A 14067-nucleotide genomic window follows, 5' to 3' on the forward strand; every position below is an offset into this window, starting at 1 on the left:
GTATAGGGGAGCTATTTTTTATATAGGTATATTTAAAAGAATATTTTGTTTATCAGAAAATTAAGTTAGAATAAGATGAAAGAAGGTGGAGGGGAGTATATGATTATAAAAGGTTATGTAGGATATGAGTTAGAAAAGGCGAAACCTAATACATCAGAAGATTTTTTTAACAGATCTGAAGTGACATATATATTAAATGATAAAGAGAAAACTTTTTCGGTTTTATACGTTCGATATTTTGAAGAAGTTTTACAAGAAATTACTCCTTTTGAAGGAAATCCAGTGTATAAAGTAGAAGAACAAAACATATATTTGCGCGATATTGTAGCGATATGTTGTTTAGTGAAGGATAGGGAACTTCGTGCGCAAAAACGTTTGTATTTAAATAACCTGGAAGAATTTCAACAATATTTTGATGAGGGAACGGTGTCGAAAGTACAAGAAATATTGGCTGAATTACATAAAAATAAAAGAGTAGAAATAGCGTGAAATGGCAAAGGAGAGAGAAAAAATGTCTAATTTGATGGTTGAAAATCAAACAGAACAAGTTTCTATATTTTTAGAAGATGCTATTAATTTGATAACCAATTATGTAAATTATCATACGTTGCCTTCTTTATTAGAGGAAACACCAGCAGGGAATGAGCAATATTATAAAGGGTTATTAGCATCAATGAGACGACTTCTCGTTTTTTGCGAAGAAGGACATGATGCATGTTTTGTTTTGTTGAATAGTCAGCCATTTCGAAAAACAGCAGCTGAAAAAATTTTATATAAGATTTACCATCAAGTAATTGCAGAGTTTTTTTCACCAAAGAGTGATTATTGGTATGAAAATAGTCGGTCTGCATATACAGGAAAAAATTCTATCGTTTTTCAACAAACACCACCTGCATCTTTGGGGCAAGTGATGAAGAGTTTAGAAGGTAAATTTCAATTGATGCGTGAAGAACTAGAATATTATGAGACGGATTATCAGACAAAGATGTTACACAAATATTGATTGCGGAAAAGAAGCTAAGGTGACTTAGCTTCTTTTCCTTTTGTACAGTTATATAAGGGATTTTCATTGAATATAGTTAAGTGGATAGCATTAGGGAGGTGCAACATGAATCAGCAAGGTGTATTTACAGATTACTTTCATGAAGTAGAAAATTGGTGTGAAAGTGTTCTTCACGTATTAGATAGCCGCGCAATGGAAGTGTATGATGTCCATATGCTTGCTTATAAAATTCAGGCGTTGTTAGAGCGTATGAAAGAGCATGAGTATGAAACAGATGCAGAGTTTATGTATGAAATAAGTGATGATGTAGAACATATTCAGCATCACTTGCAGGAAGTATTTATGCAAGAAGAAGAGGAATATGAATTATATGAAAGAGGGGATAGCGAACGAGCTGTTCCAATTGGAGGACATACACTCCCGCCATTACCTTATCCGTATAATGCGTTAGAACCTTATATTTCTAAAGAAATTATGATGTTACACCATGATAAACATCATCGGAGTTACGTGGAAGGATTAAATAAAGCAGAGAAGATGATGGAAGAAGCGAGAAAAACAAATCAATTTGATTTAATTAAGCATTGGGAAAGAGAAGCGGCTTTTCATGGGTCAGGTCATTACTTACACACGATATTTTGGAATAACATGAAAAAAGACGGTGGTGGGAGTCCAAGAGGTGCTTTTTCACAACAAATCGAACAAGATTTTGGGAGCTTTTTACGTTTCCAAAAACATTTTACAGAAGCGGCCTCTAAAGTAGAAGGTTCAGGCTGGGCAATTCTCGTTTGGGTGCCCCGGTCTGGAAGGTTAGAAATTTTGCAAAGTACACTTCATCAATTATTTACACAATGGGATACGATACCACTCCTTGTACTAGATGTCTGGGAACATGCGTATTATTTACAATACCAAAATCGAAAAGATGAATATATTAAAAACTGGTGGAATGTTGTAAATTGGCCTGATGTAGAAAAAAGGTTTGAAACTGCGAAACAAATTGAATGGACACCATATTAGACGCAAATTCTCTGCGTCTTTTTTAATGGAAGCAGAAGGAAGATTTCGTTCATATTTTAAAAGGCCAAGCATACACTTGTACAAAAAGTGCCAAAAGGACGTGGGGGGAAATATGAGACGAATTTGTGTAATCATTACGCTTCTTATTATGTACGCAAGCGTTATGCCGATTCCTACATATGCAAAGATGAACAGCAATGTCAGTGCTCGAAATGCTGTATTAATGGAGCAACAGTCTGGTCGTGTATTATACGGAAAAGCAGAACATGAACCTCAAAAAATTGCTAGTATAACAAAAATTATGACTGCCTTGTTAGCTGCTGAATCAGGGAAGATGAAAGAAATGGTGTCAGTTAGCAATGAAGCGGTGAGGGTGGAAGGATCAGCAATCTATTTAAAGCCTGGACAAAAAGTGAAGTTAGAAGATTTAGTATACGGACTCATGCTTAGATCTGGTAATGACGCAGCGCAAGTAATTGCTGAAAGTGTGGGTGGGAGTATAGATGGATTCGTATATTTAATGAATGAAAAGGCGAAAGAAATTGGAATGAAAGATACTCACTTCTCAAACCCTCATGGTTTAGATGGAGATGGATCACATTATTCGTCGGCTTACGATATGGCGTTATTAACGAAGTATGCAATGGGAAACGAGTCATTTAAAAAAATCTTTGGAACAAAAACGTATAAATCCGATTCTTGGGATTACCCGTGGAAAAATAAACATAAGTTGGTAACGTCTTATTATGAATTTGCAACAGGAGGAAAAACAGGCTTTACGAAGAAAGCAGGAAGAACGCTTGTTACAACGGCATCAAAAGATGGACTAGATTTAATTGTCGTAACTTTGAGTGCTTCTAGTGATTGGGATGATCATATGAATCTATTTGATAAAGGATTTGAACGTTTCAAGCAAACGAAAGTTTTAGGACAAGGAGCAATTGCTGAAATAAATGAAAAGAAGTATGCCAACCATGTTTATACGAAAAATAGTTTTTCCGTGCCGTTAACTGAAGAGGAAAGAAAGAACGTATTATTAAAAGTTGAACTGGATAAAAGTATAACGCTTGAGGATGGAGTAAAGGTTGGAAAGACAGATGTTTATGTTGGCAATGAGAAAGTTGGAGAACGGAATTTATTTTATAGTAAACGGAAGTTAGTAGCTACAACGGGACTTTACTGGAATAATGTGAAAGAAATTTTTTCTTACATGATAGGTGTTGGGAACAATGGTTAATCTCGTATGGGTAGCGATGGCTGTCATTGGGATTGTATACGCCATGATAAATGGAACGATGGAAGAAGTGAATAAGGCTGTATTTGACGGAGCAAAAGATGCAGTAACGATTTGTATAGGACTTATTAGTGTTTTAGTATTTTGGCTTGGTTTAATGAAAATTGCAGAGGAAGCCGGATTGTTAAAAAAATTAGTTTCACTTTTTATGCCGATAGTAAAAAGGTTGTTTCCAGAAATACCAAAGGATCATCCGTCCATGGGATTTATTCTATCAAATATGATGGCAAACTTTTTTGGTCTAGGTAATGCAGCAACCCCTCTTGGTATTAAAGCGATGGAACAACTAAAAGAGTTAAATGGAGGAAAGGATTCGGCGAGCCGTTCTATGGTGACGTTTCTAGCATTAAATACATCAGCTATTACATTAATTCCTACGACAGTCATTTCAATTCGAATGACATATGAATCAGCCAATCCTACTGAAATTGTTGGGGTAACATTTATTGCACAAGTACTTTCTATGATTGGAGCAATTTGGATTGACCGCTATTTTTACCGAAGAAGGAGTAGAAAGGGGCGGAAAAAATGAGTATTGTAAATACAATTTCCTTATGGGTAATCCCTTGTGTAATTGGTTTTATCCTTTTATATGGCACGATAAAGAAAGTGCCGACGTATGAATCGTTCGTTGAGGGAGGAAAAGAAGGGATTCAAATTGCAATTTCCATTTTACCGTTTATGGTTGGAATGCTTGTGTCTATTTCTATATTCCGATCGTCAGGTGCGCTAGATGCAATGATATCAGTAATGAAGCCAATGCTAGATTTAATTCACGTTCCAGCAGAAATCGTTCCATTAGCACTAATACGTCCTATTTCAGGTTCTGCTGGTCTAAGTATTACGACTGATTTAATTGCTACATATGGGCCAGACTCATTCATTGGGAGATTAGCTTCTACGATGCAAGGGAGTACAGATACGACTTTTTATATTTTAACAGTATACTTCGGAGCTGTTGGTATTAGAAAAATGGGAGATGCATTAAAAGTAGGTCTTTTTGCAGATTTAATCGGAATTATTTGCTCGATTGTCTTTGTTTCTCTATTGTTTCAGTAAAGCTATTCATTTTTTATGCTATTTCGCGTATAATACGTATACGACCACTATTAAGGTGTAGCTTAATAGTGGTTTTTTTATGCAGTATTTTTGACAAAATGATGAACTTTTATTGTGAGAAATATGAAAAATATGGACAATAATAAAGGATAAAAACATGATTTGACCTTTATATGTTTAATATCATCGCTATGTTGTTTAAGGGAGATGGAGCGAATAACCGTAAAGCGTATGCGGTTGCCAAGTCTTTCTAATGTAAGGTAAGATAAATTCGAGGTGAAAAAAAGAAATGGAACGATTACAAAAAGTGATTGCGCAAGCAGGTATTGCATCGAGAAGAAAGGCTGAGGAATTAATTCAGCAAGGAAAAGTGAAAGTTAACGGAAAAATAGTGAAAGAGTTAGGAACAAAAGTAACTCCTCAAGATAAAGTAGAAGTAAATAACATCCCTCTTGAAAAAGAAGAACCTGTTTATTTTTTACTATATAAACCAACTGGTGTAATTTCAAGTGTATCAGATGATAAAGGTAGAAGTGTTGTAACAGACTTTTTCCCTGAAATTACACAACGTTTATTCCCAATCGGACGTCTAGATTATGATACGTCAGGAGTATTATTAATGACAAACGACGGGGACTTCGCAAATATATTAATGCATCCTAAATATAAAGTTGAAAAAACGTATGTTGCAAAAATAAAAGGCCCATTAACAGGTGAGAAAATTCGCATGTTAGAACGCGGTGTTGCATTAGAAGATGGTAAAACAGCACCAGCACATGTGAAAATTATTTCTTGGGACAAGCGTAAAGAGATGGCTATTGTACAATTAACAATTCATGAAGGACGTAATCGTCAAGTACGTCGTATGTTTGAAGCGTTAGACTGTAAAGTAGTGAAATTAAAACGTGAACGTTATGCTTTCTTAGAAGTAGGAAGCCTGCGACCTGGTGATGCGAGAGAATTGACACCACATGAGGTGAAACAATTACGCGCGCTTGCTTCTACAAAGCCAAGATAAGCTATAGAGTTAAAAATTCACCAGTGGAGTGCTCTGCTGGTGATTTATTCAATACAACATTTACAGAAGATAATACATAACATTTACCGAGGAGAGGAGAGGTAATATGAAGAAAAATCGCTTATTATTTCGCGTTATTATTCTACTCATTTTATGTGGTGCTGTAGGATTTACCCTTTATCAAGGATTCTTTGCTAATAAAGAGAAAATGCAAATCGGAAAAGAAGCACCTAACTTTGTTGTGACAGATTTAGAAGGGAAGAAAATTGAACTAAAAGATTTAAAGGGAAAAGGTGTATTTTTAAACTTTTGGGGTACGTGGTGTAAACCTTGTGAAAAAGAAATGCCTTATATGAATGAATTATATCCAAAGTATAAAGAAAAAGGCGTTGAAATCATAGCGTTAGATGCAGATGAAACGGATATTGCAGTAAAGAACTTTGTGAACCAATATGGTTTGAAATTCCCAGTTGCTATTGATAAAGGACAAAAGATTATAGGAACATATGGAGTAGGTCCATTACCGACAAGCTTTTTGATTGATAAAGATGGAAAAGTAGTGGAGCAAATTATAGGTGAACAAACGAAAGAACAGTTAGAAGAGTATTTAAAGAAAATTACTCCGTAATAAAGAAAGCCTTTACATAAGAGGTGCGTGTCTATAGTGCCTCTGATTTAAAAATTCTGAGTATTGCGGTAACTCGAGGTTAGAATATACAATAGTACATATAGATACAGGGGCGGTGAGAGTGTTGAAAGAAATTAAATGTGAATGTGGACATGTTAATCCGATAGGAACCGTTTTTTGTGAAGCTTGCGGGAAACCATTTGAAAGCAATGAAAATGCAAAACTATTGGATATGCGCTATGAGGGGAGTGCACGGAGATCTCTCACGCAAACAAAAACGATAGTCGATAAAATTTGGAGCTTTTTCTCTTCTGTAAAAGTCGGTGTATGGCTAATCGTAATAACTTTAGCTGCATCAGCGATAGGAACTATTTTTCCGCAAGAAATGTACATAACTCCAGGGATTGCACCAGCTGAATATTATAAGCAAGAATACGGATTTTTAGGGCAATTATACTATCAATTAGGATTTAATAATTTATACGGTTCATGGTGGTATATGATTTTGATTGCTTCTATCGGTATTTCACTTGTGATATGTAGTTTAGACCGCGTTATTCCACTTTATAAAGCTTTAAAAAAGCAAGGCGTAAAAAGACATCCTAGTTTTTTAAAGAGACAGAGATTATATGGGACTGGTACACCGCAAGATGGTGACCTGGAAAGAGTGCAAAAGAATTTAAAGAAAAGAAACTATAACGTGAAAGTGGAAGACGGAAACGTTTTAGCAGAAAAGGGACGCTTCTCGCGTTGGGGTCCATATGTAAATCATATCGGTCTTATTATCTTTTTATTCGGTGCGATGCTTCGTTTTTTACCGAGTATGTACGTAGACGAAGCACTTTGGTTACGTGATGGTGAAACGAAAGAAATACCAGGGACGGATGGACAATACTACTTAAAAAACGAGAAATTTATAAAAGAAGTTTATGATAAAAGTAAGGACAAGGAAGTTTTTGAGGAAGCGATTGATCGTGTAGGCGATAAAATGATTGCGAAAAACTTCCAAACGAATGCTGTATTATATAAAGCTGTGGGCGAAAATATAGCAGGGCAAAAACCAAAGTTGGAAAAAGTAAAAGAAGCGGAAATTCGAGTAAATGAACCACTGAAATTTGATCAATTTGCAGTGTATCAAGTGGATTATAAAGAAAGTGAATTTAAAAGTATGTCCTTCAACTTGCAAAATAAAGAAAATAATCAAAAATGGGGACCGATTAAAGTAGATTTAACGAATCCTAAGGAAAAATATGATTTAGGAAATGGTTATTCTCTAGAACTATTAAGCTATTTTCCTGATTTTTATTTTGATGAGAATGGAAAACCGAATACAAAAACGAAATTACCGAACAATCCTGCATTTGTATTTAAAATGTTTACACCTGAAACACCAGATGGTGAAGTGAGTTTTGTTGGTATTCAGCAAAATATAGAACCTGATGGAAACAACAAATATAAAATGTCGTTTGCGGGTGTTGAAATGCAAAATGCAACAGCACTTACTGTAAGAAAAGATTTAACGCTTTGGATTCTCGGTATTGGAGGATTTATATTTATGGTTGGTGTCATTCAAGGTATGTATTGGAATCATCGCCGTATTTGGATACAACGTGTTAATGATGAATGGTGGATTGCAGGGCATACGAATAAAAATTGGTTCGGTTTAAAGAAAGATATTGAAAGAGTAATAGAAGGTACAGCAATTCCACAGCCAAATGATAAAGTAATCGATAAAAAAATTAGTTAAGGTGGGGAAACGATATGGTGCAAATAAGTAGTAACTTTCTCTTTACCGCATTTATTTTATATTTAATTGCGACTCTATTTTTTGGTGGAGCCATTAAAGAAAAGGGTCATAAATGGGCAAATGTAGGAATAACAATTACAATTTTAGGGTTTATAGCACAAACAGTATATTTTGTTACAAGGTGGATTGCATCAGGGCATGCGCCAGTTAGTAACTTTTTTGAATTCGGTACATTTTTCGGCATGATGCTTGTAGGAGCATTTATTGTAATGTATTTTATGTACCGCGTAAGTATAATTGGACTATTTGCATTACCAGTTGCGCTTTTATTAATTGCCTATGCAAGTATGTTTCCGAGGGAAATATCTCCGCTTATTCCATCTTTAAAAAGTAATTGGTTACATATTCACGTGACGACTGCAGCAGCAGGACAAGCAATTTTAGCGATTAGTTTTATTACGGGCGTCATGTATTTATTAAAAAATGTAGATCAATCAACGAGAAGTAAACGGACATTTTGGCTAGAGACGGTAGTGTTTACGCTTGTTTGTACAGTTGGATTTATTGGAGTAACAACGGTATTTTCTAGTATGAAATATGAAGCGAAGTTTCAATGGGTTGATAAAAATGAACAACAACTGGAAATGAAGTACAATCTTCCAGCTTTAGTAGGACCGCATGAAGGGAAGTTACAGACAGAAAATAAATTAGAACCGGTAGTTGAAGTTCCAGCGATTGTAAATGCGAAAAAATTAAATACTGTTATTTGGTCAGTGTTAGTTGGAACATTACTTTATATTGTATTAAGGCTTGTTTTACGGAAGCGAGTATCGGCGGCACTTCAGCCGTTAGTAAAGAATACGAATAGTGATTTACTAGATGAAATCGGATATCGATCTATTGCAATTGGATTCCCAGTTTTCACATTAGGAGCGTTAATTTTTGCAATGATTTGGGCTCAAATAGCGTGGACGCGTTTTTGGGGCTGGGATCCGAAAGAGGTTTGGGCACTTATAACGTGGCTCTTTTATGCTGCAGTACTACATTTACGATTATCTAAAGGGTGGCATGGAGAGAAATCAGCTTGGCTTGCAGTAATTGGTTTTGCAATTATTATGTTTAACTTTATTGTAGTAAACTTAATTATTGCCGGTTTACATTCATATGCATAGAGAAATAAAATAGGAGAGTGCATGTCACTTTCCTATTTTATTTTTGTCAACTTTTCTTCTTTTTTGAGAAAAACATGACAAAGTAGCGGTTGATTTTGTAAAATGATGTCGAGGACATTATATACTGTTCAAAAAAAATACATAGTTTTGGAAAAAAATTGAACAAAATTTATTATTCTTGTGAAGCATAATATGGGAAGTGAAACATTTAGAAGATTGCTTAAATAAACGAGAATAGCGCAACATAATAGTAAAGAAGGGTAGGTGTGAACCGCTGAGGTGAGAGTACGCAGCGGGTAGAGATGGAAAATGAATCAAGAATTTTAATTGTAGATGATGAGGATCGTATTCGTCGTTTATTGAAAATGTACTTAGAAAGAGAACAATACACAATTGAAGAAGCAGATAATGGTGATACAGCTTTAGAAATGGCGTTGCAAAATGATTACGATTTAATCTTATTAGATCTTATGATGCCTGGTAAAGATGGCATTGAAGTATGTAAAGGGGTTCGTGAGAAGAAAGCGACACCAATTATTATGCTGACAGCAAAAGGTGAAGAAGTAAATAGAGTACAAGGATTTGAAGTTGGAACAGATGATTATATTGTAAAGCCATTTAGTCCACGTGAGGTCGTGCTACGTGTGAAAGCGGTATTACGTCGTGCTGTACCAACAACATTCTTTACACAAGATACAACGACAAAAGATGTTACTGTATTCCCGCACTTAACAATTGATAACGATGCACACCGTGTTACTGCAGATGGTAATGAAGTAAACTTAACGCCGAAAGAATATGAGTTACTATTATTTTTAGCGAAAGCTCCTGATAAAGTATTCGATCGTGAGCAATTGTTAAAAGAAGTATGGCAATATGAATTCTTCGGAGATTTACGTACAGTTGATACGCATGTAAAGCGTTTACGTGAGAAGTTAAGTAAAAAATCACCAGATGCTGCGAAGATGATTGTTACCGTTTGGGGCGTAGGTTATAAATTTGAGGTTGTGAACGACTGATGCTTTGGAGAAGTGTAGTAGGGAAGTTATGGATGACTATATTACTTCTCGTTTCGTTTGTGCTTGGATTTGTTGCGATTTTACTTTCACAGTTTTTTAGAACATATTATGTTGATATGAGTGAAGATAGGCTTCAAAAAGTTGCAACAAGTGTTTCAGAGTTAATTGAAGAAGGTGCCGATGTAAAAACGATTGAGAATATCGCGTACAAATTCTCTGATTCACTTTCAAGGATCATTATTGTAGAAGATGGTAAAGAAATATCATCTTCGCCGAAACAAGAAGGGTTAGTCACTCTTACAATGGATGATTTGAAAGAAGATAAAGAATTAGCGGCTGTTTTCACAGACAAAAAAGAAATTAAGAATAACATTAGAAAAGCCTCTAATAGTAGAAAGAATAAAAACACTGAAAATGATATTATGATTGTCGGAAAACCAGTGCAGTCAAAAAATCAAAGTGCAGTGTTCGTATACGAATCTTTACAAGTACCGATACAAGGCATGGAGAGAACGACTGATTTTATATTCTTATCAGCAGGGATTGCGATTATATTAACAACGTTCTTTGCATTCTTCTTGTCTACTCGAATTACAGCACCACTCCGTAAAATGCGTGAAGTTGCTTTTGAGGTGGCGCGTGGGAAGTTTGATGCGAAAGCTCCTATGGTGTCTCAGGACGAGATTGGTGAGCTTGCAACGGCCTTAAATCAAATGGGGAAACAGTTGAAGTTTAATATGAATGCACTGCAGCAAGAAAAAGAACAGTTAGCTAGTATTTTAAGTAGTATGGCAGATGGGGTTATTACGTTAAATCAAGAAGGTGAAGTCGTTGTAATTAATCCGCCGGCCGAACATTTCTTACAAGTTTGGCAAGAAGAAAAAGAGATAGAGCTAAGTAAAAAACTACCTTCTGAACTTGTGGAACTATTCCATCTTGTTGTAGAAAGTGAACAACAACAAGTTGTTGAAATTAATTTACAAAAAGGGAACTATGTAGTTCTTATGACGCCGCTTTACAATCAAACGAAAATTCGTGGAGCTGTAGCGGTACTGCGAGATATGACGGAAGAACGCCGTCTTGAAAAGATGCGTCAAGACTTTATTGCGAATGTATCGCATGAACTTCGTACACCAATGGTAATGCTGCAAGGGTATAGTGAAGCGATTTTAGATGATATTGTGCAAACGAAAGAAGAAATTGATGAGTTTGTTCAAATCATTTATGATGAATCCGTTCGTTTAGGTAAACTTGTAAATGAATTATTAGATTTAGCACGCATGGAAAGTGGTAATGTAGAGTTACATATAGGTGAAGTTGATATTCATCCTTTCGTTGAAAAAATAGGTCGTAAATTCCAAGGGATTGCAAAGGATAAAGAGGTCGCGTTAACGGTTGATTTCAAAGATTCAATTGAACAATACCCATTTGATGCAGATCGTATGGAGCAAGTATTGACGAATTTAATTGATAACGCAATACGTCATACAAACGCAGGCGGACATGTAACGCTTGTAATTGATTCGAAAAATAATGGCCTCATTTTTGAAGTACAAGATTCGGGTGCAGGCATTCCAGAAGAGGATATTCCATTTTTATTTGATCGTTTCTATAAAGCTGATAAAGCAAGAACACGTGGGAAAAAGGGTGGAACAGGACTCGGGCTTGCGATTGCGAAAAATATTGTTCAAGGTCATGATGGTAAAATTTCTGTTTCAAGTGTTGTTGGAGAAGGAACTACATTCTCTGTATATTTACCGAATCGTATAATTTAGATATGTGTTTTTAAAGTTGATAATGAATAAAGTTCTGCTGTTTTTTATTTTTTTGTAAACTCAATTAAATAAAGAATGGTAGAACTTTTTTCTATGTTGCTCGAATAAAGAATAACAAGAGAGGTGCTGTGAAGAAATGAAATTATATACAAAAACAGGAGATAAAGGAACGACAAGTGTAATAGGCGGTAGGGTTGATAAAGATGATATCCGTGTGGAAGCGTATGGAACAATAGACGAGGCGAATTCTCATATCGGATATGCAATGACTAAGCTTCAAGGCAGGACTTATAGAGATATTTACAATGAGCTCGAAAATATTCAACATGAGCTATTTGATTGCGGAGGAGACTTGGCAATAGTGGAACAAAAAATTCCTTATAAGGTGACAATTGAGATGGTTGAAAGCTTAGAAAGAAAGATTGATTTGTATATAGAAGAAGCACCGCCGCTAGAGCGCTTTATTTTACCAGGTGGAAGCGAGTCGGCAGCTGCTATTCATATTGCACGTACAGTTGTAAGGCGAGCAGAACGATGTATCGTGTCCTTACAAAAAGAAGGAGAAATAAATGAAGTTGTTCTAAAGTATGTAAATAGATTATCTGACTATTTATTTGCAGTAGCTAGAGTAATAAATGCCCGATTACAAGTGAAAGATGTGGAGTATAACCGTAGTGCATTAGTTTTTCGTGATAAGAAAGAGAAGGAAGTGGAGTAATTCACTTTCTTTTTTTGTATACTTTTTTCTGTAATATACCAAAATAGAGAAGGTATGGTGGTAATTAGAAAACGGAGGATGTATATGAAAGTTTTAAAATGCGGAGTCATGTTATTGAGTATACTGTTTGTATCTCAATTACATGTTTATGCAGAAGAAAATCGATGGACATGGCCTGTTGAAGGTCAGATAAGTGATTATTTTGGGACAAGGCATGGAAAACACTATGGTATTGATGTAGCTGCACCGATTGGAACGCCTGTGGCAGCTATCCAAGATGGTAAGGTAACGAAGTCTTATTATTCAAGTAGTTATGGAAATGTTGTATTTATTAAACACGGAGAATATGAGGCTGTATATGCACATTTAAATAAGAGATATGTGGGTCAAGGAGATTATATTTCAAAAGGTGAAAAAATTGGAGAAGTAGGGAACACGGGAGAATCGCGAGGTGCACACTTACATCTAGAACTTCATCAAGGAAGATGGACGATGGCGAAAAAGAATGCGATGAACCCATTGCTTGTTTTAAGTGAACAAAGAAATGAAGTTGTTTCTTCATCATTATATGTCGTACAAAAAGGGGATACTTTAGTTAGTATTGCACGGAAATTTAGTATGACACTTAAGGAAATTAAAGAAAAAAATGGATTGCAGCAAGAGCTAATTTATCCTAATCAACAATTATATGTTAAGTAAAGGCAACGTCTCAAAAATTAAACTTTGAATATTCTTAAATAAGGTTCGATGTAAATGAAATTATATGGGCGCTTCTGCTAGAAGTATTGAGTGAATTAGAGTATTTATATCTAAAAGAAAACCGTCCCAAAATTTATTTTGGGACGGCTTCTTTTACCAAAAAATAAAGACACATATAAATCCAGAAATAGCTAAATAGCTATATAAGTAAAAAACTTTTGTTCTTGTTTTCTCTTTTGTTCGAAACAGTACGATAGTCGGTTCAATTAAACCGATTGTCAAACAAAGTAGGCCAAGAAGCATACAACCAATCGAAATAGAATACAGGGCGATTTGTGGTGCTTGAAATGGAATCATCCATTTTAATAAAAATGCAATAAGTGCAGTGTAACAAATGCTACCGATGTATTTATTCAGTGGTGTATTAGAACGAAAACCAGGAAGTTTTTTTAAGAAAGAGCGGGAAACAACTTCTGTTTGTAAAGATGTATGCTCTTCAATAATTCTTTGAGCTTCTTTTCCTTTTTGAAAAAGGGATAAGATCCAATTTCGCTCACCCTGAAAAATAAATTGAGAAGTTGTCAAATAGTGATCAATCTTCACTTTACTCCAACTTTTCCACGGATGACGCTCACACAATTTTAATTTACTTTCTGTTTTTTTATCATACTGATAAATACTGATGCCATCTTCATCGAAAGTAGCATAGTATGTCTCGTTTGAGAATGTGCCTAAATCAATTGGGCAGTAGAAAAGTAATTCTTTTTTTAAGTAAAAGTATTCTTTTCTTAAGTTTTTTTTCATTGCTTCTCGAATAGAATGTCTCTTTTCTTTTTTCATGACATTTCCTCCATAACTCAGAAAATGTTCTTATCTTAACAATTCAATATCTTATCACTTTTAATTATATATGAC

General features: G+C 35.1%; 15 protein-coding genes. 14 read left to right on the forward strand and 1 reads right to left on the reverse strand.

Annotated features, from left to right (window positions below):
* Nucleotides 1-99: 99 nt before the first annotated feature.
* From DN403_RS12890 to DN403_RS12955, 14 genes are all read left to right on the forward strand, one after another.
* The gene (locus tag DN403_RS12890) at nucleotides 100-489 is read left to right on the forward strand and encodes a hypothetical protein (RefSeq protein ID WP_000584359.1); all 390 of its coding nucleotides are present in this window, start codon (nucleotides 100-102) and stop codon (nucleotides 487-489) included.
* 22 nt (nucleotides 490-511) lie between these two features.
* The gene (locus tag DN403_RS12895) at nucleotides 512-1003 is read left to right on the forward strand and encodes a YpuI family protein (RefSeq protein ID WP_000067555.1); all 492 of its coding nucleotides are present in this window, start codon (nucleotides 512-514) and stop codon (nucleotides 1001-1003) included.
* Nucleotides 1004-1108: 105 nt separating this feature from the next.
* A complete protein-coding gene (locus tag DN403_RS12900; RefSeq protein WP_001075736.1) occupies nucleotides 1109-2023 on the forward strand; it encodes a superoxide dismutase in 915 nt (304 codons plus the stop codon).
* A 112-nt stretch (nucleotides 2024-2135) separates the two neighbouring features.
* Entirely contained in the window at nucleotides 2136-3260 is a 1125-nt protein-coding gene (locus DN403_RS12905) for a D-alanyl-D-alanine carboxypeptidase family protein (protein WP_001252627.1), read from the forward strand.
* Nucleotides 3253-3849 (forward strand): spore maturation protein SpmA, encoded by a 597-nt coding sequence (gene spmA / locus DN403_RS12910; RefSeq protein WP_000247810.1) that lies wholly within the window; start codon nucleotides 3253-3255, stop codon nucleotides 3847-3849. The genes DN403_RS12905 and spmA overlap by 8 nt, the downstream gene beginning before the upstream one ends.
* A complete protein-coding gene (gene spmB, locus DN403_RS12915; RefSeq protein ID WP_000029514.1) occupies nucleotides 3846-4376 on the forward strand; it encodes a spore maturation protein SpmB in 531 nt (176 codons plus the stop codon). The genes spmA and spmB overlap by 4 nt, the downstream gene beginning before the upstream one ends.
* Before the next feature lie 289 nt (nucleotides 4377-4665).
* Nucleotides 4666-5394: a 23S rRNA pseudouridine(2605) synthase RluB gene (gene rluB, locus DN403_RS12920; RefSeq protein ID WP_000440553.1), complete on the forward strand. Its 729-nt coding sequence runs from the start codon at nucleotides 4666-4668 to the stop codon at nucleotides 5392-5394.
* A 106-nt stretch (nucleotides 5395-5500) separates the two neighbouring features.
* Nucleotides 5501-6022: a thiol-disulfide oxidoreductase ResA gene (resA, locus tag DN403_RS12925; RefSeq protein WP_000742193.1), complete on the forward strand. Its 522-nt coding sequence runs from the start codon at nucleotides 5501-5503 to the stop codon at nucleotides 6020-6022.
* 121 nt (nucleotides 6023-6143) lie between these two features.
* Nucleotides 6144-7769: a cytochrome c biogenesis protein ResB gene (resB, locus tag DN403_RS12930; protein WP_000910521.1), complete on the forward strand. Its 1626-nt coding sequence runs from the start codon at nucleotides 6144-6146 to the stop codon at nucleotides 7767-7769.
* 14 nt (nucleotides 7770-7783) lie between these two features.
* Nucleotides 7784-8941, forward strand: a complete 1158-nt coding sequence (gene resC / locus DN403_RS12935; protein WP_000250089.1) for a cytochrome c biogenesis protein ResC — start codon at nucleotides 7784-7786, stop codon at nucleotides 8939-8941.
* 302 nt (nucleotides 8942-9243) lie between these two features.
* On the forward strand, nucleotides 9244-9960 hold the full coding sequence (gene resD / locus DN403_RS12940) for a DNA-binding response regulator ResD (protein WP_000426861.1): 717 nt from the start codon (nucleotides 9244-9246) through the stop codon (nucleotides 9958-9960).
* Nucleotides 9960-11735 (forward strand): sensor histidine kinase ResE, encoded by a 1776-nt coding sequence (gene resE / locus DN403_RS12945; protein WP_000964694.1) that lies wholly within the window; start codon nucleotides 9960-9962, stop codon nucleotides 11733-11735. The genes resD and resE overlap by 1 nt, the downstream gene beginning before the upstream one ends.
* A gap of 136 nt (nucleotides 11736-11871) precedes the next feature.
* Nucleotides 11872-12453, forward strand: a complete 582-nt coding sequence (locus tag DN403_RS12950) for a cob(I)yrinic acid a,c-diamide adenosyltransferase (RefSeq protein WP_000781275.1) — start codon at nucleotides 11872-11874, stop codon at nucleotides 12451-12453.
* 84 nt (nucleotides 12454-12537) lie between these two features.
* Nucleotides 12538-13152, forward strand: a complete 615-nt coding sequence (locus DN403_RS12955; protein WP_000866113.1) for a peptidoglycan DD-metalloendopeptidase family protein — start codon at nucleotides 12538-12540, stop codon at nucleotides 13150-13152.
* A 153-nt stretch (nucleotides 13153-13305) separates the two neighbouring features.
* On the opposite strand, the gene DN403_RS12960 is transcribed toward DN403_RS12955, so the two are convergent.
* Entirely contained in the window at nucleotides 13306-13992 is a 687-nt protein-coding gene (locus tag DN403_RS12960; RefSeq protein WP_000711799.1) for a hypothetical protein, read from the reverse strand.
* Nucleotides 13993-14067: the final 75 nt, after the last annotated feature.

It is taken from the genome of Bacillus sp. AY2-1 (assembly GCF_008368965.1).
GTDB lineage: Bacteria > Bacillota > Bacilli > Bacillales > Bacillaceae_G > Bacillus_A > Bacillus_A thuringiensis_S.

What these genes read in the sequence shown, in the direction of transcription:
- DN403_RS12955 (WP_000866113.1), top strand. Translation starts at nt 12,538, where the DNA reads ATGAAAGTTTTAAAATGCGGAGTCATGTTATTGAGTATACTGTTTGTA.
- resA (WP_000742193.1), top strand. Translation starts at nt 5,501, where the DNA reads ATGAAGAAAAATCGCTTATTATTTCGCGTTATTATTCTACTCATTTTA.
- spmB (WP_000029514.1), top strand. Translation starts at nt 3,846, where the DNA reads ATGAGTATTGTAAATACAATTTCCTTATGGGTAATCCCTTGTGTAATT.
- resC (WP_000250089.1), top strand. Translation starts at nt 7,784, where the DNA reads ATGGTGCAAATAAGTAGTAACTTTCTCTTTACCGCATTTATTTTATAT.
- rluB (WP_000440553.1), top strand. Translation starts at nt 4,666, where the DNA reads ATGGAACGATTACAAAAAGTGATTGCGCAAGCAGGTATTGCATCGAGA.
- resE (WP_000964694.1), top strand. Translation starts at nt 9,960, where the DNA reads ATGCTTTGGAGAAGTGTAGTAGGGAAGTTATGGATGACTATATTACTT.
- DN403_RS12905 (WP_001252627.1), top strand. Translation starts at nt 2,136, where the DNA reads ATGAGACGAATTTGTGTAATCATTACGCTTCTTATTATGTACGCAAGC.
- DN403_RS12960 (WP_000711799.1), bottom strand. Translation starts at nt 13,992, where the DNA reads ATGAAAAAAGAAAAGAGACATTCTATTCGAGAAGCAATGAAAAAAAAC.
- DN403_RS12900 (WP_001075736.1), top strand. Translation starts at nt 1,109, where the DNA reads ATGAATCAGCAAGGTGTATTTACAGATTACTTTCATGAAGTAGAAAAT.
- resD (WP_000426861.1), top strand. Translation starts at nt 9,244, where the DNA reads ATGGAAAATGAATCAAGAATTTTAATTGTAGATGATGAGGATCGTATT.
- DN403_RS12950 (WP_000781275.1), top strand. Translation starts at nt 11,872, where the DNA reads ATGAAATTATATACAAAAACAGGAGATAAAGGAACGACAAGTGTAATA.
- DN403_RS12890 (WP_000584359.1), top strand. Translation starts at nt 100, where the DNA reads ATGATTATAAAAGGTTATGTAGGATATGAGTTAGAAAAGGCGAAACCT.
- spmA (WP_000247810.1), top strand. Translation starts at nt 3,253, where the DNA reads ATGGTTAATCTCGTATGGGTAGCGATGGCTGTCATTGGGATTGTATAC.
- DN403_RS12895 (WP_000067555.1), top strand. Translation starts at nt 512, where the DNA reads ATGTCTAATTTGATGGTTGAAAATCAAACAGAACAAGTTTCTATATTT.